Annotated in this window: 15 protein-coding genes; 6 read left to right on the top strand and 9 right to left on the bottom strand. The window is 68.6% G+C overall.

The window, feature by feature from the left end:
* Positions 1–107: 107 nt before the first annotated feature.
* Complete coding sequence (glk, locus tag KK141_RS03325) at positions 108–1127, bottom strand: glucokinase (protein ID WP_214570947.1); 1020 nt, start codon at positions 1125–1127, stop codon at positions 108–110.
* 45 nt (positions 1128–1172) lie between these two features.
* The gene (locus KK141_RS03320) at positions 1173–2522 is read right to left on the bottom strand and encodes a GH1 family beta-glucosidase (protein ID WP_214570946.1); all 1350 of its coding nucleotides are present in this window, start codon (positions 2520–2522) and stop codon (positions 1173–1175) included.
* Between the two features lie 153 nt (positions 2523–2675).
* Here KK141_RS03320 and ugpC point away from each other — a divergent pair, with 153 nt between their 5' ends.
* Both ugpC and hemB read left to right on the top strand, forming a co-directional pair.
* Positions 2676–3770 carry a sn-glycerol-3-phosphate ABC transporter ATP-binding protein UgpC gene (ugpC, locus tag KK141_RS03315; RefSeq protein ID WP_214570945.1) on the top strand — a complete coding sequence of 365 codons (1095 nt, stop codon included), beginning with the start codon at positions 2676–2678 and terminating at the stop codon, positions 3768–3770.
* Between the two features lie 85 nt (positions 3771–3855).
* Positions 3856–4848 carry a porphobilinogen synthase gene (hemB, locus tag KK141_RS03310; RefSeq protein WP_214570944.1) on the top strand — a complete coding sequence of 331 codons (993 nt, stop codon included), beginning with the start codon at positions 3856–3858 and terminating at the stop codon, positions 4846–4848.
* A gap of 115 nt (positions 4849–4963) precedes the next feature.
* On the opposite strand, the gene KK141_RS03305 is transcribed toward hemB, so the two are convergent.
* Together KK141_RS03305 and KK141_RS03300 are read right to left on the bottom strand one after the other, a co-directional pair.
* On the bottom strand, positions 4964–5344 hold the full coding sequence (locus KK141_RS03305) for a tautomerase family protein (RefSeq protein ID WP_214570943.1): 381 nt from the start codon (positions 5342–5344) through the stop codon (positions 4964–4966).
* A gap of 10 nt (positions 5345–5354) precedes the next feature.
* Positions 5355–5942, bottom strand: a complete 588-nt coding sequence (locus tag KK141_RS03300) for a DUF4865 family protein (protein WP_214570942.1) — start codon at positions 5940–5942, stop codon at positions 5355–5357.
* 114 nt (positions 5943–6056) lie between these two features.
* Here KK141_RS03300 and KK141_RS03295 point away from each other — a divergent pair, with 114 nt between their 5' ends.
* The 3 genes from KK141_RS03295 (at position 6057) to KK141_RS03285 (ending at position 10345) form a co-directional block, all read left to right on the top strand.
* On the top strand, positions 6057–6953 hold the full coding sequence (locus KK141_RS03295; RefSeq protein WP_214570941.1) for a LysR substrate-binding domain-containing protein: 897 nt from the start codon (positions 6057–6059) through the stop codon (positions 6951–6953).
* Positions 6954–7050: 97 nt separating this feature from the next.
* Positions 7051–8889 (top strand): monovalent cation:proton antiporter-2 (CPA2) family protein, encoded by a 1839-nt coding sequence (locus KK141_RS03290; RefSeq protein WP_214570940.1) that lies wholly within the window; start codon positions 7051–7053, stop codon positions 8887–8889.
* Positions 8890–9223: 334 nt separating this feature from the next.
* Positions 9224–10345, top strand: coding sequence for a glycosyltransferase family 9 protein (locus KK141_RS03285; protein ID WP_214570939.1), 1122 nt, complete (start codon positions 9224–9226; stop codon positions 10343–10345).
* Here KK141_RS03285 and KK141_RS03280 read toward each other — a convergent pair.
* The gene (locus KK141_RS03280) at positions 10330–13794 is read right to left on the bottom strand and encodes an ankyrin repeat domain-containing protein (RefSeq protein ID WP_214570938.1); all 3465 of its coding nucleotides are present in this window, start codon (positions 13792–13794) and stop codon (positions 10330–10332) included. The genes KK141_RS03285 and KK141_RS03280 overlap by 16 nt on opposite strands.
* A 69-nt stretch (positions 13795–13863) precedes the next feature.
* Positions 13864–14154 (bottom strand): YcgL domain-containing protein, encoded by a 291-nt coding sequence (locus KK141_RS03275; protein ID WP_214570937.1) that lies wholly within the window; start codon positions 14152–14154, stop codon positions 13864–13866.
* A gap of 314 nt (positions 14155–14468) precedes the next feature.
* Between KK141_RS03275 and KK141_RS03270 the strand changes: the two genes are divergently transcribed.
* Positions 14469–15908, top strand: coding sequence for an outer membrane protein transport protein (locus KK141_RS03270; RefSeq protein WP_214570936.1), 1440 nt, complete (start codon positions 14469–14471; stop codon positions 15906–15908).
* A gap of 180 nt (positions 15909–16088) precedes the next feature.
* On the opposite strand, the gene KK141_RS03265 is transcribed toward KK141_RS03270, so the two are convergent.
* From KK141_RS03265 to KK141_RS03255, 3 genes are all read right to left on the bottom strand, one after another.
* Positions 16089–17501: a coniferyl aldehyde dehydrogenase gene (locus tag KK141_RS03265; RefSeq protein WP_214570935.1), complete on the bottom strand. Its 1413-nt coding sequence runs from the start codon at positions 17499–17501 to the stop codon at positions 16089–16091.
* A 4-nt stretch (positions 17502–17505) separates the two neighbouring features.
* The gene (locus KK141_RS03260) at positions 17506–19953 is read right to left on the bottom strand and encodes a TonB-dependent receptor (protein ID WP_214570934.1); all 2448 of its coding nucleotides are present in this window, start codon (positions 19951–19953) and stop codon (positions 17506–17508) included.
* Between the two features lie 67 nt (positions 19954–20020).
* On the bottom strand, positions 20021–21169 hold the full coding sequence (locus KK141_RS03255) for an SO2930 family diheme c-type cytochrome (protein WP_214570933.1): 1149 nt from the start codon (positions 21167–21169) through the stop codon (positions 20021–20023).

Here is a 21169-nt window from a genome sequence, read left to right as displayed (position 1 = left end):
GCATCAGCAGCCAGCCCTTCGGGCCATCCGCTACGCGGATGTTCGCTACGGCATCCTGCCTTCGCAGTCGCCTGCGGCTCACCCCAACCTACGCCGGAGGGGTCGTTTCAGCCTGCTGCGGGAACCAGCGGCCTGCCGCTCTCCAACACCGCAAACGCCGCCGCCCCCAGCAGCCCCGTCTCCGGATGCACCATCGCAATCGTCGGCACCTGCTCCATGGTCTCCTTGAAGCGCCCCTTCGATTCGAAGCGCTCGCGGAAGCCGCCGCGCTGCAGCCACGGCATCAGGATCGGCAGCACGCCGCCGGTGAGGAAGACGCCGTCCCAGCCGCCCAGGCTCAGCACCAGGTCGCCGGCCACGCTGCCGAAGATGCCGGCCAGCGTCTCCACCGCGCGCACGCACAGCGGGTCGGTGCCGGCGTTGGCGTGGGCGGTGATGTCTTCGGGGGTGTATTCCTCGGCCTTCAGGCCTTCGATGTCGGCCAGGGCCAGATACAGATTGACCAGGCCGTTGCCGCAGATCATCCGCTCGTTCGAGACGCGGCCGAAGCGCGCGTTGAGGCGGTGCAGAATCTCCACGTCTTCCGCCGTGTGCGCGGCGAAGCCGGCGTGGCCGCCTTCGGTTTCCAGCACCGTCCAGCGGCCGTCGCGCAGCAGCAGGCCGGCGACGCCCAGGCCCGTGCCGGGGCCGACCACCACGAAAGTCTGCGAGTGATGCGTGCCGATCTTCGGCGGCTGCGGCGCGCCCACCGGAGTGAGCTCAGCGGCGGCCAGCAGCGGCACGGCCATGCCCTGGGCGGCGAAGTCGTTGATCAGGCGCACCGAGTCGAACTTCAGCTCCGCGGCCAGCCCGTGCGCCGACACCTGCCAGGGATTGTTGGTGACCTTCACCGTCTCGCCGTCGACGATGCGGCCGGCGGCGGCGATCACCGCGCGCTCGGCGCTGAGCCCGCTGTCGGCGAAGTACTGGCGGATGGTGTCCGCCATCGACGGGAAATCCTTGACCCGGTAGCGCCGCACGCTGTCCAGCAGCAGGGGTTGGGGCAGGGCCGGGTCGGCCAGGGCGAAACGGACATTGGTGCCGCCGAGGTCGGCGAGCAGGGTCTTGGCGCTGGAAGTCGAGCTCATGAACGGTCCTGGCAACGGATCACGCAAAGCGTGCCGGGTGCGGACTCAATCGTCCAGCACCGCGCCGTTGCTCTCGATGACCCTGGCATAGAGTTTCGCGGTCGCCTTCGGCGTGCGCTTCTGCGTGGCGAAATCGACATGGTACAGGCCAAAGCGCTTGGAGAAACCCAGGGACCATTCCAGATTGTCCATCAGCGACCACGCGTAGTAGCCCTTGAGGTTGACCCCGGCTTCGATCGCCTTGTGCAGCGCGCGCAAGTGCTTGCGCAGGTAGCCGGTGCGCAGCGGATCGTCCAGCACCTCGCCCTCGGCCACCGGTGGGTCGTAGAAGGCCGAACCGTTCTCGGTGATGTACAGCGGGATGTCGCCATAGCGCTGCTTGAACCAGGTGAGCGTGTCGGTCAGGCCCTGCTCGAACACTTCCCAGCCGGTCTCGGTATAGGTCTTGTTGGGCTGGCGCACCGGTGAGGCCTTGAGCGGGTACTGGGCCGGATCGTTCTTCACCACCGCGCGGGTGTAGTAGTTGATGCCGACGAAGTCGACCTTCTGCCGGGTCAACTTGAAGTCGTCCTGCGGGAAATCCGGCCAAGCCTCGCCGAAGATTTCCTTCAGCTCCGGCGGATAGCTGCCGAGCAGGGCCGGATCGGCGAACTGCTCGTTCATATAGGCATGCGCGCGGCGGGTGGCGGCCAGGTCGTCGGCGCTTTGCGAGTGCGGGTACTTCGGCTCGATGTTGAACACCACGCCGATCTCATGCTTGCCGTGCGCGCGATACGCCTGGATGCCGGCGCCGCTGGCGCGCATCAGGTTATGCGCGGCGATCGGCGCCTCGTATTTGCTGCGATGGCCCGGCGCCAGCGCGCCGTGCAGATAGCCGCCGTCGGTGACCACCCACGGCTCGTTGAGCGTGGCCCAGCGCCGCACGCGGCCGTCCAGCGCCTTGAACATCACTTCGGCGTATTCGGCGAACCAGTGCGCGCTGTCGCGGTTGAGCCAGCCGCCGCGGTCGTCCAGCGCCGCCGGCATGTCCCAGTGGAACAGGGTGGCGTTTGGCGCGATGCCGTGCTCTAGCAGCTCGTCGACCAGGCGCTTGTAGAAATCCAGGCCCTTCTGGTTGACCCGGCCGGTGCCTTCCGGCAGCACGCGCGCCCAGGCGATGGAAAAGCGGTAGCCCTGCAGGCCCAGCGCCTTCATCAGCTGCACGTCGTCCTTGTAGCGGCGGTAGTGGTCGCAGGCCACGTCGCCGGTGTCGCCGCCGACCATCATCCCGGGGGTGTGCGCGAAGCGTTCCCAGATGCTCGGGCCGGCGCCGTCGGCCAGCGGGGAGCCCTCGATCTGGTAGGCGGAGGTGGCGGCGCCCCACAGGAAGCCTTCGGGAAAGCGGTAGCTGGTCATGGTGGATGTCCCGGATGCCGCATCGCGGCTTGATGTAAACGTTTACATTGGAGAATATCCGAATGTTTCCCGCTTGTGCAGCCCGTCCGGCTGGCCGGCGCCCCGCCCGCATGGTTCGATCCGCCGTGTCTTGAGAGAAGAGAGACGTCATCGATGGCCAAGGTTCGCCTGGACAAGCTGCGCAAGGTCTATCCGAACGGCCACGTCGGCGTGGCGGAGGCCAGCTTCGAGATCGCCGACGGCGAGCTGCTGGTGCTGGTCGGCCCCTCCGGCTGCGGCAAGACCACCTTGCTGCGCATGATCGCGGGGCTGGAATCGATCAGCGGCGGCACCCTGAGCATCGGCGAGCGGGTGGTGAACGAGGTGGCGCCGAAGGACCGCGACATCGCCATGGTGTTCCAGAACTATGCGCTGTACCCGCACATGACCGTGGCCGAGAACCTCGGCTTCGGCCTGAAGCTGCGTGGCCAGCCCAAGGCCGAGATCGACCGCCGCGTGGCCGAGGCGGCCAGGATGCTGGAACTGGAACAGCGCCTGGATGCGCGCCCCGCCGCGCTGTCCGGCGGCCAGCGCCAGCGCGTGGCGCTGGGCCGCGCGCTGGTGCGCGATCCGAAGGTGTTCCTGCTGGACGAGCCGCTGTCCAACCTGGACGCCAAGCTGCGCCTTTCCATGCGCGTGGAGATCGCGCGCATCCACCAGCGGCTGAAGGCCACGATGGTCTACGTCACCCACGACCAGATCGAGGCGATGACCCTGGGCCAGCGCATCGTGGTGCTGAGCGGCGGCGTGATCCAGCAGATCGACACGCCGATGAACCTGTACGACCGCCCTGCCAACCTGTTCGTGGCCGGCTTCCTCGGCAGCCCGGCGATGAACCTGCTGCGCGGCGTGCTGTACCGCGACGGCGGCTGGAAGCTGGCCATGCCGCAGGGCGAACTGGCGCTGGGCGAGCTGCCGCAGGGCGCGGTGCTGGAAGCCTGGCGCGACCGCGACGTGGTGGTCGGCCTGCGCCCTGAGGACCTGCTGCTGCAGCCCGGCGCACACGGCGCTGCGCTCAGCGCGCAGCTGGAAGTGGTGGAGCCGGTGGGCAACGAGGTCTTCCTCAACCTGCGCCATGGCGAGCTGGCCCTGGTTTCGCGCATGCCGCCGCGCGAACTGCCGGCGCCCGGCAGCGAGCTGCACTTCGGCTTCGCGCCGGAGCGGCTGCATTTCTTCGATGCCAGGGGCGAGGGCGCGCGCATCGCGTAGGCAGCGCGGCAAAATGACCGATTCCCAGGCGCTGCTCCCGCCTGGCGCTAACATGTACGGGTTCCCGTCCCGACGAGATCCACTCATGAGCTTCCCCGCCATCCGCATGCGCCGCATGCGCCGCGACGCCTTCTCCCGCGCGCTGATGCGCGAGCACACCCTGCTGCCCAGCGACCTGATCATGGTCGCGTTCCTGATCGAAGGCGAAGGCCAGCGCGAGCCGGTGCCGTCGATGCCGGGTGTGGAGCGGCTGTCGATCGATGGCCTGCTGGACCTTGCCGGCGAATGCGTGCGCCTTGGGATTCCCGCGCTGGCGCTGTTCCCCTCGCCCGGCCAGCAGGTAAAGACCGAAGACGCCCGCGAAGCCTGGAACCCCGACGCCCTGATGCAGCGCGCCACCCGCGCGCTGAAGGCGAAGTACCCGCAGCTGGGCCTGATCGGCGACGTCGCGCTGGACCCCTACACCACCCACGGCCAGGACGGCCTGATCGACGAGAACGGCTACGTGATGAACGAGCCCACCGTCGAGGCACTGATCAAGATGTCGCTGGCGCAGGCCGAGGCCGGCATGGATTTCGTGGCGCCGTCGGACATGATGGACGGCCGCATCGGCGCCATCCGCGAGGCGCTGGAAGACGCCGGCCATATCCACACGCGCATCCTGGCTTACTCGGCCAAGTACGCATCTTCGTTCTACGGCCCGTTCCGCGATGCGGTCGGTTCGGCCGCGAATCTGGGCAAGGGCGACAAGCACACCTACCAGATGGATGTGGGCAACAGCGACGAAGCGCTGCGCGAAGTGGAGCTGGATATCAGCGAAGGCGCCGACGCGGTGATGGTGAAGCCCGGCATGCCGTATCTGGACGTGCTGCGGCGGGTGAAGGATGCGTTCGGGATGCCGACCTTCGTGTACCAGGTGAGCGGCGAGTACGCGATGTTGAAGGCCGCTTCGATGAACGGCTGGCTCAACGAGAAGGCGGTGGTGCTGGAATCGCTGACGGCGTTCAAGCGCGCCGGTGCCGATGCGATCCTGACCTATTACGCGATCGACGCGGCGCGCTGGCTGCGCGGCGAATAACGCCTCGTCCCCCACGTTGGTTGGGGTGAGCCGCAGGCTAACCCAAACTTGGCCTGTTTTAAGCGCATCGCTTTGTTGGGGTTCGCCTGCGGCTCACCCCAACCTACGCCGCGCTTTAGACGTACTGCGCAATCCCATTGCCGAACGACCAGTTCTCCTTCCCCGTCTCCAGCAGATTGATCAGCAGATTCTCCGGCCGCAGCCCCGGCTCTTCCGCCAGCAACTCCGCCATCCGCTTATAGAACGCCTGCTTCTTCTCCGTCGTCCGCGTGTTGTTGCAGGCGATCTGCACGATCACCAGATCGTCGTCGCGGTTGATGCCGAGGTAACCGGCGTCGTAGTCGAACTCCTCCGCCTCATGCTGGCTGACCAGGATGAAGCGGTCGTTCTCCGGCACGTCGAAGGCTTCGCGCATGGCGCGATAGATGCCGTTGCGCAGGGCGGCGATGTAGGCGGCGGACTTGCCGCGGCGCAGGGCGATGCGGACCAGGGGCATGGCGGTTTCCTCAGGCAGTGACGGGGGAAAGATGGCGGCGGGGCAGGGACACATGCCCGACGTCGTAAAGCTGGCGGCCATCGCGGGCCAGTTCCGGGCGCAGCTCGTGCCAGAGGCGGAAGCGCACCAGGGTCCAATGCGTCGGGTCGAAGGCGCTGACCGCGGCGAGCGCGCCGTCGGCGAGATCGGCACGGACTTTGTCGGCTTCGCGCTCGCGCAGTTCGTCCAGGTCGGTATACGGCGCGATGCTTTCCAGATCGCGCGAGGCGCATACCGACTGCTGGGCTTCCGGCGACACCTCGCCCTGCCACACCGACCAGGTGCGTACCTCCGGCCAGCCGAAGGCCTGCGTCACGCCGGCGAAGCCGCTGCTGCCGAGAAACGCGTTCATGCCTTCGGCGTCGTCCCATAGATAAAACGGCGCATACAGGTTCTGCCGCGTCGGCAGGCGTGCGCCGCGGCGGTCGGCGCTGAGGTAGGCCTTGAAGCGCAGGCGCGGGAAGTCGTCGAGCATCGAACCCTTCTCGGCGATGCGGCGCCGGACGATGCCCATGTCGTAGTCGGCGGGCAGGACGAAGGCGTATTGCATGGCCAGCATGGCGGGACTCCGTGCGGTTGACGGAGCCTACCGTAACGCCACATAGTCGTCCTGAAAATCGGGAAATTCAAAACTGATCGTCCGATAAAACCGGATGATGGCGGAGGCGGCTCCATGCGGCGGGTGAACTTCGACCTCGATGTGCTGCGCAGCTTCGCGCTGGGCGTGGACCTGGGCAGCTTCGCCAAGGCGGCGGACCGGCTGGGCCGCTCCACCTCGGCCGTGAGCGCGCAGCTCAAGAAACTGGAAGAACAGGCCGGCACGCCGATCCTGCGCCGGCAGGGGCGCGGCATGGCGCTGACCGAGGCCGGCGAGACCATGCTGGCCTATGCGCGCCGCCTGCTGGAATTGAACGACGAAGCCGCCGCCGCGCTGCAGGGCGGCGAGCTGGAAGGCTGGATCCGGCTGGGCCTGCAGGAGGATTTTGGCGAGGCCCTGCTGCCCGACGTGCTCGGCCGCTTCGCCCGCGCCCATCCCAAGGTGCGCATCGAGGCGCGCATCGCGCGCAATGCCGAGCTGCTGGACCGCGTCGCGGGCGGCCGGCTGGACCTGGCGCTGGCCTGGGATGCCGGCACGCCGACCGTGACGCCGCATGCCGAACGCCTGGGCGAGATCCCGATGCGCTGGATCGGCCCCGCCGCCGACCTGCTCGACTGGAGCGCGGACAGCGGCGAACCGCTGCCGCTGGTCTCGCTCGACGCGCCCTGCCTGATGCGCACCGCTGCCGCGACGGCGCTGGACCGCGCCAACATTCCCTGGCGCATCGCCTTTACCAGCGCCAGCCTCGCCGGCATCTGGGCTGCCGTCGCCGCCGGCCTGGGCGTGGCCTTGCGCACCGGCGTGGGCCTGCCGCCCTCGGTGCGCGCACTGGCGCCGGAAGAAGCGGGCCTGCCGCGCCTGCCGCTGCTGGGCCTGCACCTGCATCGCGCCGAGGCGGAACCGGCGCCGGCGATCGCGCGGCTGGAGGCGATCCTGCGCCAGCGGCTGGAAGGACTCTCCGCGTTCGCGTGATGCGCATCGCCGCCGCGTGCAGTCGGGCCGTTTTCGTCATTCGCGCATGCCGCGTCGCATGAAATAATCGTCCGCATCCCCTCTGCCGGCAGCGCTCGTGGACAGCCATTCCTTTCTCAACACCGCGCTGGTCTTTCTATTGGCAACGGTGATCGCCGTGCCGCTGACCAAGCGCTTCCGCCTCGGCGCCGTGCTCGGTTTTCTGATTGCCGGCGTGGTCATCGGCCCGCAGGCGCTGGGTCTGGTCGGCGACACCGAGGGCGTGGCCACCATCTCCGAATTCGGCGTGGTGCTGATGCTGTTCGTGATCGGCCTGGAGCTGTCGCCGCAGCGCCTGTGGGTGATGCGCCGCGCGGTGTTCGGCGCCGGCCTGCTGCAGGTGGCCACCTGCAGCCTGGCCATCGGCATGGCCTGCTATTTCCTGTTCGGCTTTACCGCCAATGCCGCGGCCATCGTCGGCGGCAGCCTGGCGCTGTCGTCCACCGCGTTCGGCCTGCAGATCCTGGCCGAGCGCAAGGAGGCCGGTTCGGCCTATGGCCGCATCACCTTCGCGGTGTTGTTGTTCCAGGACCTGGCCGCGATCCCGCTGATCGCCGCCGTGCCCCTGCTGGCCAGCAGCGCCTCGCCGCATGGCGTGGAGCCGCAGGCGATCCTGCGCACGGTGGGCGCCATCGTGGTGGTGGTGGTCGGCGGCCGCTATCTGCTGCGTCCGGTGTTCCGCTTCGTGGCGCGCGCCAACGCGCAGGAAGTCTCCACCGCCACCGCGCTGCTGGTGGTGATGGGCACGGCCTGGCTGATGGAGGAAGTGGGCGTGTCGTCCACGCTCGGCGCCTTCCTTGCCGGTGTGCTGCTGGCCGATTCGGAATACCGCCACGAGCTGGAATCGCATATCGAGCCGTTCAAGGGCCTGCTGCTGGGCCTGTTCTTCATCAGCGTGGGCATGTCGATGGACATCTCCCTGCTGCTGCACAAGCCGCTGCTGGTGCTGGCGATCACGCTGGGCGTGCTGGCGGTGAAGGGCATGCTGCTGTGGCCGCTGGGCCGCATCGTCGGCGCGCTGAACCGGGCCGACACCGTGCGCATGGTGGTGCTGCTGGCCTGCGGCGGCGAGTTCGCCTTCGTGGTGCTGAAGCAGGCCGGCGAGCAGCGCCTGATCACCGAGACCCAGCAGGGCCTGATCGTGCTGGCGATCACCTTGTCGATGGCGGTGACCCCGCTGGTGGTGGCGGTGGTGGCCAAGGCGGTGGACATCAAGGCGAAGAAGCCCGACCGCGAATACGACACCATCGAGACCGCGCCGCCGCGCGTGATCATCGCCGGCTTCGGCCGCGTCGGGCAGATCGTCGGCCGCGTGCTGCGCGCGCAGCGCATTCCGTTCGTGGCGCTGGAGTCCTCGGTGGAGCAGATGGACACGCTGCGCCGCTTCAACAACACCTCGCTGTTCTTCGGCGACCCGGCGCGTCCCGACCTGCTGCGCGCCGCGCAGGCGGACCAGGCCGAAGTGTTCGTGCTGGCCACCGACGACCCGGAAGCGAATCTGCGCATCGCGCGCCTGGTGCGCCGACAGTATCCGCACCTGAAGATCATCGCCCGCGCGCGCAACCGCCAGCACGTGTTCCGCCTGATGGATCTGGGCGTGGAAGAACCGGTGCGCGAGACGTTTTCTTCCAGCCTGAAGATGACGCGCAAGACGCTGGAGGCGCTGGGGCTGTCCAGCGAACTGGCGGCCGACCGCGTGGAGCGTTTCCGCCAGCACGATATGAAGCTGCTGAAGGCGCAGTACCTGGTGTACGACGACGAGACGCGGCTGGTGCAGACCTCGAGGGAAGCGCTCAACGACCTGATGCATCTGTTCGATGCGGATGACGATCCGATCGCCAAGCGCGAGCGCGAAGAGGCGTCGGTGGCGCCGGTGCCGGCGCAGGACTCGAACTGATGGTTGAGCCCCTCTCCCGTCGGGAGAGGGGTTGGGGTGAGGGTACGGGCGGAGCGCAAGAATGATGTACACCGCTCCGGCCGAACCCTCATCCGGCTGCCGCCACCTTCTCCCGGAGGGAGAAGGATTTTCCCTTGGAGGCAGAAAAAATCATGCGTCGGATGCGCGCGCACGCTAAGCAAGTTTTCACACACACCATCCCTCACTGAACGCCTGAACTTGCGCCCTCGCAGGCGCAACTCATTTCGACGCCGATCGGGAAAGATGCGCATGGCCTGGAGCCGTGCCGCCGCGGGGCGGGCCGCGCCGGGCCGTGTTCCGAGGCCGCCGCCGCATGGCTTTGCCCGCCGCTTCACCGGTAGTGATCCGCTTCGGCCGCCTGGGCGACACCGTCCTGCTCGCGCCGCTGCTGCGCAAGTTGCATCTGCGTTACGGCGCGCCATGCCGTCTCGTCTCGCTGGGCGAGTGCTCGCGCACGCTGTACGGCAGCAGCGAGGACGTCGCCGAAGTGCATTGGTTCGCCAGCCAGCATGGCTGGCTGTGGACCAACCCGCGCAGGCTCGCCGCGGCGCTGGCGCTGCGCGGGATGCGCGAAGCGCCGTTCTATATCTGCGAGCCGGACGTGCGCACGCGCACCAAGGTGCGGCCGATGCTGGCGCTGGCCGGCATTCCCGCAGAGCAGTGCGTATTTATCGAAGACATTCCGCTGCGCGAAGGCGAGCACTGGATCGACTGGCTGCTGCGCTTCGGCGACCTCACGCCGGAGGCATTCGCCGGAACGCCCGCGCTCGATCCGTCGCGGCATCTCCACGCACCGTCCTTGCACGCCACGCCGGACGAACGCGCCGATGCCAGCCTGTGGCTGGCCGCGCACGGGGTGGATCCGGCGCAGCCGCTGGTCCTGCTGCAGCCGGCGAACAAACGCACCATGCGCTGGAACGGCGTGCGCGATGCCGCGGACGACGACAAGTCCTGGCCGGTGGCGCATTGGGCGCAGCTGGCGCACGCGATCCTGCAATGGCAACCGGAGGCGCACGTGCTGCTGTGCGGCTGCGCTGCCGAAGCGGGCTATCTCGCGGCGATTCACGCCGAAGCGGGGCTGCCGCGGCTGATCGCGCCGGCCGGCGGCCTGCCGCTGGGCCTGCTGCGCGGCTTGATGGAGCGCGCACACAGCATGGTGTCGGTGGATACGGGGCCGGCGCATCTGGCCGCGGCGGTCGGTTGTCCGCTGGTGGTGCTGTTCGGCCATCGCTGGCCGTCGATGTGGGCGCCGCGCAGCGCCGGCGGCAGCGCCGTCACCGTGCTGGGCGGCCTGCCGCATACGCCGCGGGTGGACGGGATCGGCGTGGAAGAAGCGGCGCAGGCGTGGTGGCGCTTGCCTGTGCGCGCAGAGCCGGCAGTACCCGTCGCGGCGGCGCGACGGGTGCCGGCGCAGGCCGCTTACTCGGCCGGCTGAGCCGGCTGGCGCAGGGTCTGGCGCACGCTCGGCATGGCGCCGGCACGCGCGGCCAGTTCGTGCGCGATATCGACCAGGCCCAGCGCACGCGCCACGTCGGCCGCGGTGCGGCCGAACGCATCCGCCGCGCTGCGGTCCGCGCCGCGCGCCAGCAGCACGCGTGCCGGCGGCAGCAGTGCATGCATCGCACAGGCATGCAGCGCGGTGACGCCGCGCTGATCGGCGTGTTCGATGCGCGCGCCGGCATCCAGCAGCACCGGCACCAGCGCACCGATATGCGTGGCATCGCAGGGGCTGCCCGGACGCAGGTGCGCGCCGAGCAGCAATTGCAGCGGCGCCATGCCTTCCTTGTCGGCCAGGTTGACGTCCGCGTTGCGCTTGAGCAGCGCATCGAACAGCCGGCGCGCGCGCAGGCTGTCGTTGTGTTCGAAGCCGAACTGCGCGGCGGCATGCAGGGCGCCATGGCCGCGCGCATCCACCGCGTTGATCTCGGCGCCGCCGTCGAGCAGCTGCTCGGCGATTTCCGGATAACCCATCGCCGCGGCCACCATCAGCGCAGTGGCGTCGCCCGGCAGGCGCGCGTCGACCTTCGCTTCGTGTTCCAGCAGCAAGGCCACCAGCGCATCGCGCCGCGCGGCGACGGCCGCAGCGAGCGGCGTCATGCCGTTGGCGGCAGCCAGCGAGCTGTCGGCGCCGGCATCGAGCAGGCGCGCGGCGACGTCGCGATGGCCCATGCCGCAGGCGTGCAGCAGGGCGGTGGCGCCCTGGCGGTCCTGCGTGTTCACCGGGAAGCCGAGATCGAGCAGGCGCTCCACCGCGGCCAGCGCACCGGCCGCGGCGGCGGCCGGCAGATCGTCGGCGCGCAGCGGGCGGCGCGGACGCGTCCAGTCGCCCCAGTCCAGCCAGCGCTCGATCTCGGGATGGTCGAAGGCCAGGCCCAGCGGCGTTTCGCCGTTGGCGTCGGTGGCTTCGGCGTCGGCGCCGTGGGCGACCAGCACGCGCACCAGCGGCAGCGCTTTCTCGCCATGTTCCAGCGCGGCGAACAGCGGCGTGCGACCCTGTGTGTCGCGCGTATTCGGATCGCCGCCGCGCGCCAGCAGCGCCTGCAGCACCGGCAGCTGGCCTTGCGCGGCAGCCAGGTGCACCGGCGTGCGCTCGCGCGCATCGACGCCGAACGGATCGGCGCCGCGCTCGAGCAGGCCCAGCGCGAACGCGGAAGCGGCGGCACTGTCGTCCAGCCGCTGCAGCGCCTGCGCGAACAGGCCGGCGCCGGCCGGACTGGCGCCGGCGGCGAGCAGGTCTTCGATGGCTTCGGCCGCGGCCGGCAGCTGCGGCAGCAGCGCGTCGAACAGGCGGCGGCCCAGCGGCGGCAACGCGGCTTCGACGCCCTCGGCCACTTCGGCGTCGTCCACCAGCTGCGGTTGCAGGCGTGCTTCCGGCGCCAGCGCATGTTCCAGCAGCCAGCGGCGGGCCGAACCCAGGCCGGGGCCGGCCAGATCCAGATAAAGCTGTGCGAGCTGCGCCGCCGGCCATTCCTTCACGCGCTGGGTGAAGGTGGACACGATGGCCCAGTGGCCGAAGCGCAGCGCGTCGAGCAGATGCGCCGGCGTGTCGGCGCCTTCGGCCAGCGCTTCGTCGAAACGCAGGTTGGTGGGCAGCGGCGTGTCGGGGTCGAGCAGGGCGACCAGGTCCCAGCGGCCGGCGGCGGCCGCGTGGTCCAGCGCGCTGCGGCCGTCGGCGCCCGGCGTCTTCGCTTCGGCGCCGAGTGCGAGCAGGGCGCGCACGGTTTCGGCATGCGCCTGCGGCGACTGGCAGGCGAGGGTGAGCGCGTCGCGGCCGTGCACGTCGCGCACGCGCGCATCCGGCTGCGCCTCGGCCAGCAGCTGCACGATGCCGACCTTGCCGGCGCGCGCCGCTTCCATCAGCGCGGTGCGGCCGTGGCGGTCGGCCAGGGTGACGTCGGCGCCAGCGCTGCGCAGCGCGCGGCTGATCTGTTCGTGGCCTTCGCCGGCCGCTTCCATCAGTGCGCTGCGATGGCGCGAATCCACCGCATTCACCGCGGCGCGATGCTTGAGCAGCAGGCGCACGCCTTCGGCGTCGTCCTCGGCAATGCCGGACGCCGCCACCAGGGCCGGCTCGCCATCCGGTGGCGTGGGCTTGGCGCCGTGCTCCAGCAGGAACTTCACCAGCGGCCAGTTCGCCGCGCGGCAGGCGGTGGCCAGCGCGCTGACGCGGGCGCGGTTGAGCGCGTTCACCGGCGCGCCGGCATCCAGCAGCATCGCGGCCACGATCGGCTCGCCGCTGTGCACCGCGCCGTGCAGCGCGGTGTTGCCTTCGGCGTCGGTGGCCAGCGGACTGGCGCCGTTGGCCAGCAGGGTCATCACGGCGTCAGGGCGGCCGTGCCAGCTGTCGCGCGTGGCGGCCAGCAAGGGCGTGAGGCCGCCGCTGGCGCGGTTGACGTCGGCGCCCTTGGCGATCAGCGCGCGCAGCAGGCGCGTGTCGGGCAGCAGCGCGGCGAGCATCAGCACGGGGCGCTGGTCGCGGTCGCCAGTGGGCGGCGCGGTGTTCGGATCGGCGCCGGCTTCGATCAGCGCCAGCGCGCGTTCGATATCGCCGTCGCGCGTGGCGGCCAGCAGCGCCTGCGCCTGTTCGGGCGTGCCGGCGGTGCGTTCCTGTTCGTTGAGCACCGGCGCGGGCTTCGGCGCGGGCGCCGGGGCCGGTTCGCTGCGAGCGGGTGCGGACGCGCGCGCCGGGCGGCGGCCTTCGCACAGCAGTGCGCGCAAGGTGCGGTTGGTAATGACCAGGCAGCCCAGCGGCAGCAGCACCACGCCATAGATGGCCAGCGCCGCGATGCGCAGCTCCGGCGGCAGCACGCCGTACAGGCCGGCCAGCGCGATCGCCGCGAAGGCCAGCGCCAGCAGCGCGATCACTGCCGGCAGGTAATGAGTGAAGAAGCGCTCTTCGCGCGACAGGTGCCGGCCGAACGCGATGCTGCGCGCGGTGGCGGTGAAGATCCACGAGCCATCACTCTGCGGCGGGTACGCGTCGTCCCACACATAGACCAGGCCGAACGCCGGCCACATCCGCCACAGCGCCGCCAGCGCCACCACCAGCGCGCCGGCCAGCAGCAGGGTCGCGCTCAGGCTGTGCGCCTGGTTCAGCCGCAGCATCGGCCACGCCACCAGCAGGAACACCAGCACCACATAGCCGGTGAACATCACCAGATGCGCCGCGCCGCGGCGCAGCACCGTGCGCAGGAACTGCGGCTCCGGATCGAAACCGATCGCATGGCAGACCGCGGCCATGGTCAGCGCGTTGGCGAGCAGCAGGGGGACCAGCGAGAGCGGGCTGGCGCTCAGCGCCGCGACGGCGACCGCGAGCAGGCCGGGCACGAACCAGAGCAGACCCTGCAGGAAAGGCGGCGGGCGGCGCGTTTTGGAATAGGACATGGGCGCGGAGTATAGGAATCGTCTGAATGAGAGAAGGTAATCAGGCGTTAACGCCCAAGGCGTGCGCACTCACTCGTCGTGTTCGTCCAGCGGCGTTTCCTTCAGCACCGGCTGCGGCGCCGTGACGCTGTTCGCCGGCGGCAGCTGCAGATGCCAGCCCTGGGCCTGCAGGTTCGCCAGCACCGCGGCGGCATCTTCCTTAGGCAGCTTGCGCTGGGCGTCGAGTTCGACCTCGAGCACGAAGCGCAGTTCGCCGAGCATCGGGGTGAGCGAAGCCGGCAGCACGCTGAAGTCGCCCTGGCGCGCGAGCCAGACATAGGTATCGGCCTTGCGCAGGCTGGCGTAGACGAAACAGTGCATAGGAGTGCCCCGAAAGCGGCGGCGCGTCGAGGCGACGGGCCGGTGATGACAATCCGCCATGGTCCGCGCCTTGGTCGCGATGGTCAACGCGCACGGCGACGATCTCCCGCAATACATGGCCGAACAGCCGTGATCGACACCGGAACGGCCCCCTCGGCTTACCTGAACCTTCCATTGCTGCGACCGCACTTGCAAGGCTTTCGTTAAGACGGCACAGTGCCGCCCGGGGATGTCAAACGCGCGTATGAATTTTCTTACCGGTCAGCCCCTTACTGTGTGCCCCGATCCGGACTAACGATAAGCAGGAGCTTCCGATGCCGAATTCTCTCTTCTTCAAGCGCGCGGCCCGCCCGCTCGCCTTCGCCGCCCTGAGCCTGGCCGTGGCTGGCGCCCTGGTCGCGCCGCAGCGCGCCGAAGCCAGCGCCTTCCAGCTCAAGGAAAACAGCGCCAAGTCGATGGGCCGCGCCTACGCCGGTTCGGCGACTGCCGGCGGCGACGTCTCGGTGGTGGTCAACAATCCCGCCGCGATGACCGACCTGAAGGGCACCTATTTCCAGGCCGACGTCACTGCGATCAATTTCGGCACCAAGTTCAGCGGCAGCGCCCATGACGCCCTGGGCCGCCCGATCGGCGGCGGCAACGGCGGCGACGCCGGTACCACCATGCCGGTGCCCGCGCTGTTCTTCGCCACCCAGGTGAGCGACCGCGTGCACATCGGCGCCGGCTTCTCGGTGCCGTTCGGCTTCCTCACCGAATACGACCGCAACTGGGTCGGCCGCTACAACGGCATCAAGTCGAAGTTCGAGTCGCTGGACGGCACGCTGTCCGCCTCCTTCGACGTGACGGACAACTTCGCCGTGGGCGCCAGCTTCATCGCCCAGCGCACCAGCGCCGAGCTGACCAGCGCGATCAACTTCAACGCCGTGGGCCTGGGCCTGGTGCAGCAGGCCGCGCAGGCCGGCGCCATCTCGCCGGCGCAGGCGGCGGCCCTGGGCCAGCAGGTCGGCCTGGTGGTGCCCCCGGGCAGCGACGGCCTGGCCCGCATCAAGGGTGACGACTGGGGCTACGGCTGGCAGCTGGGCGGCTACTGGAAGCTGACCCCGAACGACCGCATCGCCTTCAACTACCGCGCCAAGATCGACCACAAGCTGGAAGGCACGGGCAACTTCACCGTCCCGACCAACGTGCAGGCCCTGCTGGCCAACCCGACCGTGGCCGCGCTGCTGGCCGGCGCCGGCGGCGTGCCGTTCACCCACACCACCGGCACCGCCGACTTCACCACCCCGGCCACCGCCACCGCCAGCGTGTGGCACCAGGACGAGAAGTTCGGCATCGGCTTCGACCTGGCCTGGACCAAGTGGGACGTGTTCAAGCAGCTGCGCGTCAACTACGGCAACCCGGCGCAGCCGCCGAGCGTGGAAAATTACAGCTGGCGCAACACCTGGTACGCCGCCGTCGGTGGCGACTACTACGTCAACGACAAGCTGACCCTGCGCGCCGGCGTCTCGGTGGACACCACCCCGACCTACGCCGCCACCCGCAGCCCGCGCGTGCCGGACTCGACCCGCAAGTTCCTCTCGTTCGGCGTGGGCTACAAGGCCAGCGAGCACTTCGAGATCAATGCCGGCTACACGCACATCTTCGTCAACGAAGCGCACATGAACGGCGCCATCAGCGCGACCAACGACGTGCTGACCGGCAGCTCCGACGACTACGGCAACCTGCTGAGCCTGTCGGCGCAGTACAAGTTCTAAGTAGTGCGGTAAGCGGAAAGTAGTGCGGTAAGCGGAAAGATGAAAACCTCCCCGCGCGAGCGGGGAGGTTTTTTTATGGGCAGGAGCTTGGCGTAGGTTGGGGTGAGCCCCAGGCGAACCCCAACGTTGCGATAGCCCGCACCTCTGTTGGGGTTCGCCTTTGGCTCACCCCAACCTACGTCAGCCGCGCTTGAGCATCAGCGCCAGCATCTTCCTGAAGCGTTCGCCATACGGCGGATTGAGCAAGCCCGCACCATTGACTCGCGCCTGCCGGAACACCGACTTCATATGCGAGAACGTGCGGAAGCCCGCCTCGCCGTGATAGCCGCCGCTGCCGGAAGGGCCCACGCCGCCGAACGGCAGTTCGTGCTGGGCGATGTGGTAGAGCGTGTCGTTGATGGTCACGCCGCCGGCCGTGGTGCGCGCGAGCACGCGGTCGACCAGGGCGCCGTCTTCCTCGAACAGGTAGAGCGCCAGCGGGTGCGGATGGGCGGCGACGTAGGCGATGGCCTGGTCGATGTCGTCGTAAGGCACCAGGGGCAACAGCGGGCCGAAGATCTCCTCCTGCATCACCGTCATGCTTTCGCTGACGCCGGTGAGCAGGGCGGGCGTCATGCGCCGCCGCGATACGTCGTCGGTGTCGTCGCCCAATGATGTGATCGTGGCGCCATCGCGCTTCGCGTCATCGCGCAACGCGGCAAGGCGCTGGTACTGGCGTTCCGAAATGATGCTGGCGTACTGTTCGTTACGCACCGGCGTGGGATACAGCCGCGCCGCCACGGCACGCGCCGCAGTGACAAATTCGTCGACGCGCCCGCGCGGCAGCAACACATAATCCGGCGCAATGCAGGTCTGCCCCGCATTGAACAGCTTGCCTACCAGGATGCGTTCCACTGCATTTTCGAAGCGCGCACCCGGCCCGACGATCGCCGGCGACTTGCCACCCAGCTCCAACGTTACCGGCGTGAGATTGGCGGAAGCCGCGCGCATCACATGGCGTCCGACGGCCGTGGATCCGGTAAACAATAGATGATCGAACGGCAACGCGGAGAACGCCTGCGCGACATCCGCATCGCCCGTCACCACGCACACGTCCTCCGGCTTGAAATACCGCAGCGCCAATTGCGCGAACAGTGCCGAGAAATGCGGCGTGTACTCGCTCATCTTCACCATCACCCGGTTGCCGGCCGCCAGCGCATCCACCATCGGGCCGGCAGCGAGAAACAGCGGGTAATTCCACGGCACGATGATGCCCACCACACCCAAGGGCTGCGGCCGGATCTCGTTGCGCGCCGGCAGGAACAACAAGCCCGGCCAACTACGCTTCGGCTTCATCCAACGTTTGCCATGCGCCAGCGCGTGGCGGATCGCCGACAGGCTGGGAAACACCTCCAGCAGATCGGTCTCCTGCGCCGGCCGGCCGCCGAAATCCTGGTGGATGGCATCCGCGATATCGCCCCGGTGCTGCGTGATCAATTCGCTCAAGGCACGCAGGCGCGCGGCGCGCTCGGACCAGCCCGGCGCGGGCTCGCGTGCATGGGCTTCGCGCATGCGCTGGAGTTGAAGCTTCAGGTCGAGCGGTTCGGTGGTCATCGGTCTAGAACTTGGCGCGGAATTCCACGCCCCACATGCGCGGCGGCGTGATGCTGGCGTACGGGGTGCCGAATACGGTGGCCGTGATGTTATCCACACCGGTCACGTAGCGGTCGTTGAACAGGTTGCTCGCATACAGTGCGACGCCCCAGCGGTCGCCCGGCGCATGCCAGTCCAGGCGTGCGTCGGTGCGTTTCTGCGCTTCACCCACCTTGAAGTTGGGGCTGATCACGCATTCGCCCTGCAGGCGCGAGTCGTCGTTGCAGCGGGTCTTGCCGCGGTAAGCGTAGTTCAGATTGAACTCTAGCTGGCCGCTGGCGACGTTGTGCCACGTGTAGGCCAGGCCTGCCGTGTAGGAGAAGCGCGGCTCGCCGGTGGGCTGGCCTGTCAGCACCGCGCCGGAATCGGCCACCGCCTTGCGGTAGGTGGCATCGATATAGGCGCCGGTGAAATTCAGCCGCAGGTCGCGCACCGGTTGCCACAGCGCTTCGAACTCCAGGCCCTTGGCTTCCTGGTCGGTGCTGTTGACCAGGTAGCGCGGCACGCCGGAGCCGGCGCTGTTCGGGTCCAGGCTCAGCGACTGCTTGTTGTCGTAGCGGTAGTAGTACACCGAGCCGTTGAGCATCAGGTTGTGCTCGGGGAAGGTGGTCTTCAGGCCGGCTTCGTAGTTGATCACCTTCTCCGGCGCGAAGCGCGAACCCACCTGCACGCTGTTGTAGCCGCCGGCCTTGTAGCCCTTGGTCACCGAGGCGTAGCCCATCACGTCCGGCGCGAACTTGTAATCCAGCACCAGGCGCGGGCTGACGTTGTTCCAGGTGTTGTGGAAGCGCACCGGCACGCCCACGGCGTCGGTAAAGATCACGTTGTTGCCGAACGCCGCCAGCGCCATCTGCGCCTCCGGCGGCAGCATGGCCAGCACGCCGGCCTGGTCCAGCGCCTGCACGGTGCCGTCGAACTCCGGCGCGCTGCGCGGCATGTTGTACCAGGAGAAGGTTTTCTGGTCGCGCGTGTAGCGGATGCCGGTAGTGATGTTGAAGCGGTCGCTGACGTGCCAGATCACGTCGCCGAACGCCGCATACGCCTTGAACTTGCCGACGTTGCTGATCGCCTCGTGCCACGGATCGCCGAGCAAGGTGTAGGGCAAGCCAAAACCCGCCAGCGCATTGCTGATGTCGGTCAGCGGCGTGCCCACGCCCATGATGTTGCTGGCGAGCGTGTCGAGGCTGTCGGTAAAGATATTGGTCTGGCTGGTCTGCCGCGCCTGCTCCTGGTAGTAGCTCACGCCGCCGACCCAGTCGGCGATGCCGGTGGTGCCGGACAGCTTGAACTCCTGGTACCAGCTGTTGTTGTGCTCGATATTGGTGGTATCGAGATAGCTGACGATATGGTTGGTGCCGTCGTAGTCGCCGCGGTTGAACGTGTCGAAGCCGCGCCACGCGGTGGTGGACACCAGGCTGCCCCAGCTGAAGGAGTGGTCGAAGCTCAGCGTCACGCCGTCGAACGTGCGCGTTTCGCGGCCACCGACCGAGTCGTTGTACAGCGGTGCGTGCAGCGGATTGAGATAGGTGGTGGGGTCGGGCGGGAAGGGCGGGCGCTGGTTGGTGTCGTTGGACAGCGGCACCAGGCCGAAGGCCGGATGCGGCGGCTGGTTGAGCTTCTCGTGATCCCAGGACAGCAACATGCGCGTGTCGGGCGTGAGGTTCCAGCGGAACACTGCGCGCGTGCCCCAGTCGTTGTCCTCGCCGTAGCGCTTGCCGCTGGCGGCGTCCTTGACCCAGCCGTCGCTCTGGTTGTCGTACGCGCTGACGCGCAGCGCCATGTCCTTGTTGATCGGCAGGTTCAGCAGCGCATCGCCGTAGATCTTGCCGTAGTTGCCGACGCGCAGGCGCGCCTTGCCTTCGAAGCGGTCGGTCGGCTCGTTGGTGATGATCGAGATGGCGCCGGCCGCCGCGTTGCGGCCGAACAAGGTGCCCTGAGGGCCCTTCAACACTTCGACACGCGCGAGATCGTTGAACGCGAGCAGGGCGCCGCCGGAACGCGCGGCGTACACGCCATTGATGTACACGCCCACTGCCGGCTCCGTACCGATGCCGAAGTCGCTGGTGGCGATGCCGCGCAATTGGTAATTCGGCTGGGTCGGCTGGTTCTGCGAGATCACCAGGCCCGGCACGAACATGTCCATCTTGCTGAGATCCGTCGCCGCCAGCGTATCCACCTGCTTGGCGGTGACGATCTGCAGCGGGATCGGCACCGACTGCATTTCCTGGCTGCGGCTCTGCGCCGTCACCGTGATGTTGTCCAGCAGCTTGGCCTTGTTCGGATCGGCCTGGTCCTGCGCGGCGGGTGCGGCGTTCTGGTCGTCGGCGTGGACGATCTGCGCGCACAGCAGCAGGGCGGTGCCTCCCAGCAGTTGGCGCAGCGCGGCGGACAGCGGACGTGGACGGATGCTCATCGGCGGTTCTCCCCTCATGGACGGCGCCGCGTCCCCACGCGGTCGCCGTGCTGGTTCTTGTGTGTGTTCAGCGCACCGTGACGCAGCCCCCTTGCTGCGCCGCGATCCAGGCCTTGATCAGCGCCACGCCCTCCCGGTGCACGGTGCTGCGGCCCAGTTCCGGCATCATCTCGCCCGGGTCGGCCGAGGCCATGCGGTAGGCGATGATCGAGTCGTCCGGCTGGCCGGGCACGATGTCGAACAGGTGGTCGCCGGTGCCGCGTCCCGCGGCGACGGGCGGTTTGCAGATGCCGAGGTGGCGGTCTTCCGGCGCGCTGGCTTCCAGCGTCAGGCCGGTGGTGTTGGCCGCGCCCTTGGCGTTGTGGCAATGGCCGCAATTGATGTCGAGATAAGCGCGTGCGCGGGCATCGAGCGCGGCGTGCTCGTCCATCCAGTTGGCATTGCGCGGCGCCTGTGCGCTGGCGGGTGCACCGGTGAGATAGCCAAGCCTGGTCAAATGATCGAGCTGATTCTGCGTGCCATCCGCATAGTGGTAGTCGCGGTTGAGATGCCGTGCCTTCGGGCCGATCGGGTGGATCTTGCGCGACACCCAGTCCTGCGCATGGCAGCTTGAGCACTGGCTTTCGTCGGGCACCACGTAGTTGAAGTCTTCGCGCGACTTGTCATCCGCCACCAGGGTGAGCGGCAGCACCGCGCCGGTGCGGGCGAGGTTGGCTTCGGTCTGCGCGTCGTTCCATACATAGGGAATCGCCGCCCAGCCCTCCGCGCGGTGCACCAGGATGCGCGTTTCCACTAGGTGCACCTTGGCCAGGTCCAGCCCTTCGCCCGCGAAGTCGTGCGAGCTGTCGTAGGTGCGCGCCACGTCGCCGGCCTTGCCGTCCGCCGTCTTCGGGTAATAGAAGGTCTTGCTGATCACCGTGCCGACCGGGAAGTCGAAGGTGTCGGTGGCGTCGTACTTCGCCGCCGTGCCCTTGGGCATCCAGATCGTGCGCAGCTTGTGCGCATAGTCGGTGAACAGCGGCGTGTTGAGGTCGTACGGCGCCACGCCCTGGTTGAGCATCAGCTTGCCGCCGCGTGCTTCCACCACATGCCAGTCGCTCAGCTTCGGCGGACGGCCGTCCGCGTGAAACGCCACCGGCGCCATGCCCTGCTGGCAACCGGCAAGCACAACAGCTGCCAGCAGCGCGAAGGCGCCTTGCAGAAACCGCTTGCGCAT

It is taken from the genome of Dyella sp. LX-66 (assembly GCF_018599165.1).
GTDB lineage: Bacteria > Pseudomonadota > Gammaproteobacteria > Xanthomonadales > Rhodanobacteraceae > Dyella_D > Dyella_D marensis.
Note: the sequence above shows the minus strand (reverse complement) of the source record. Positions and strands in the feature narration are given on the sequence as shown.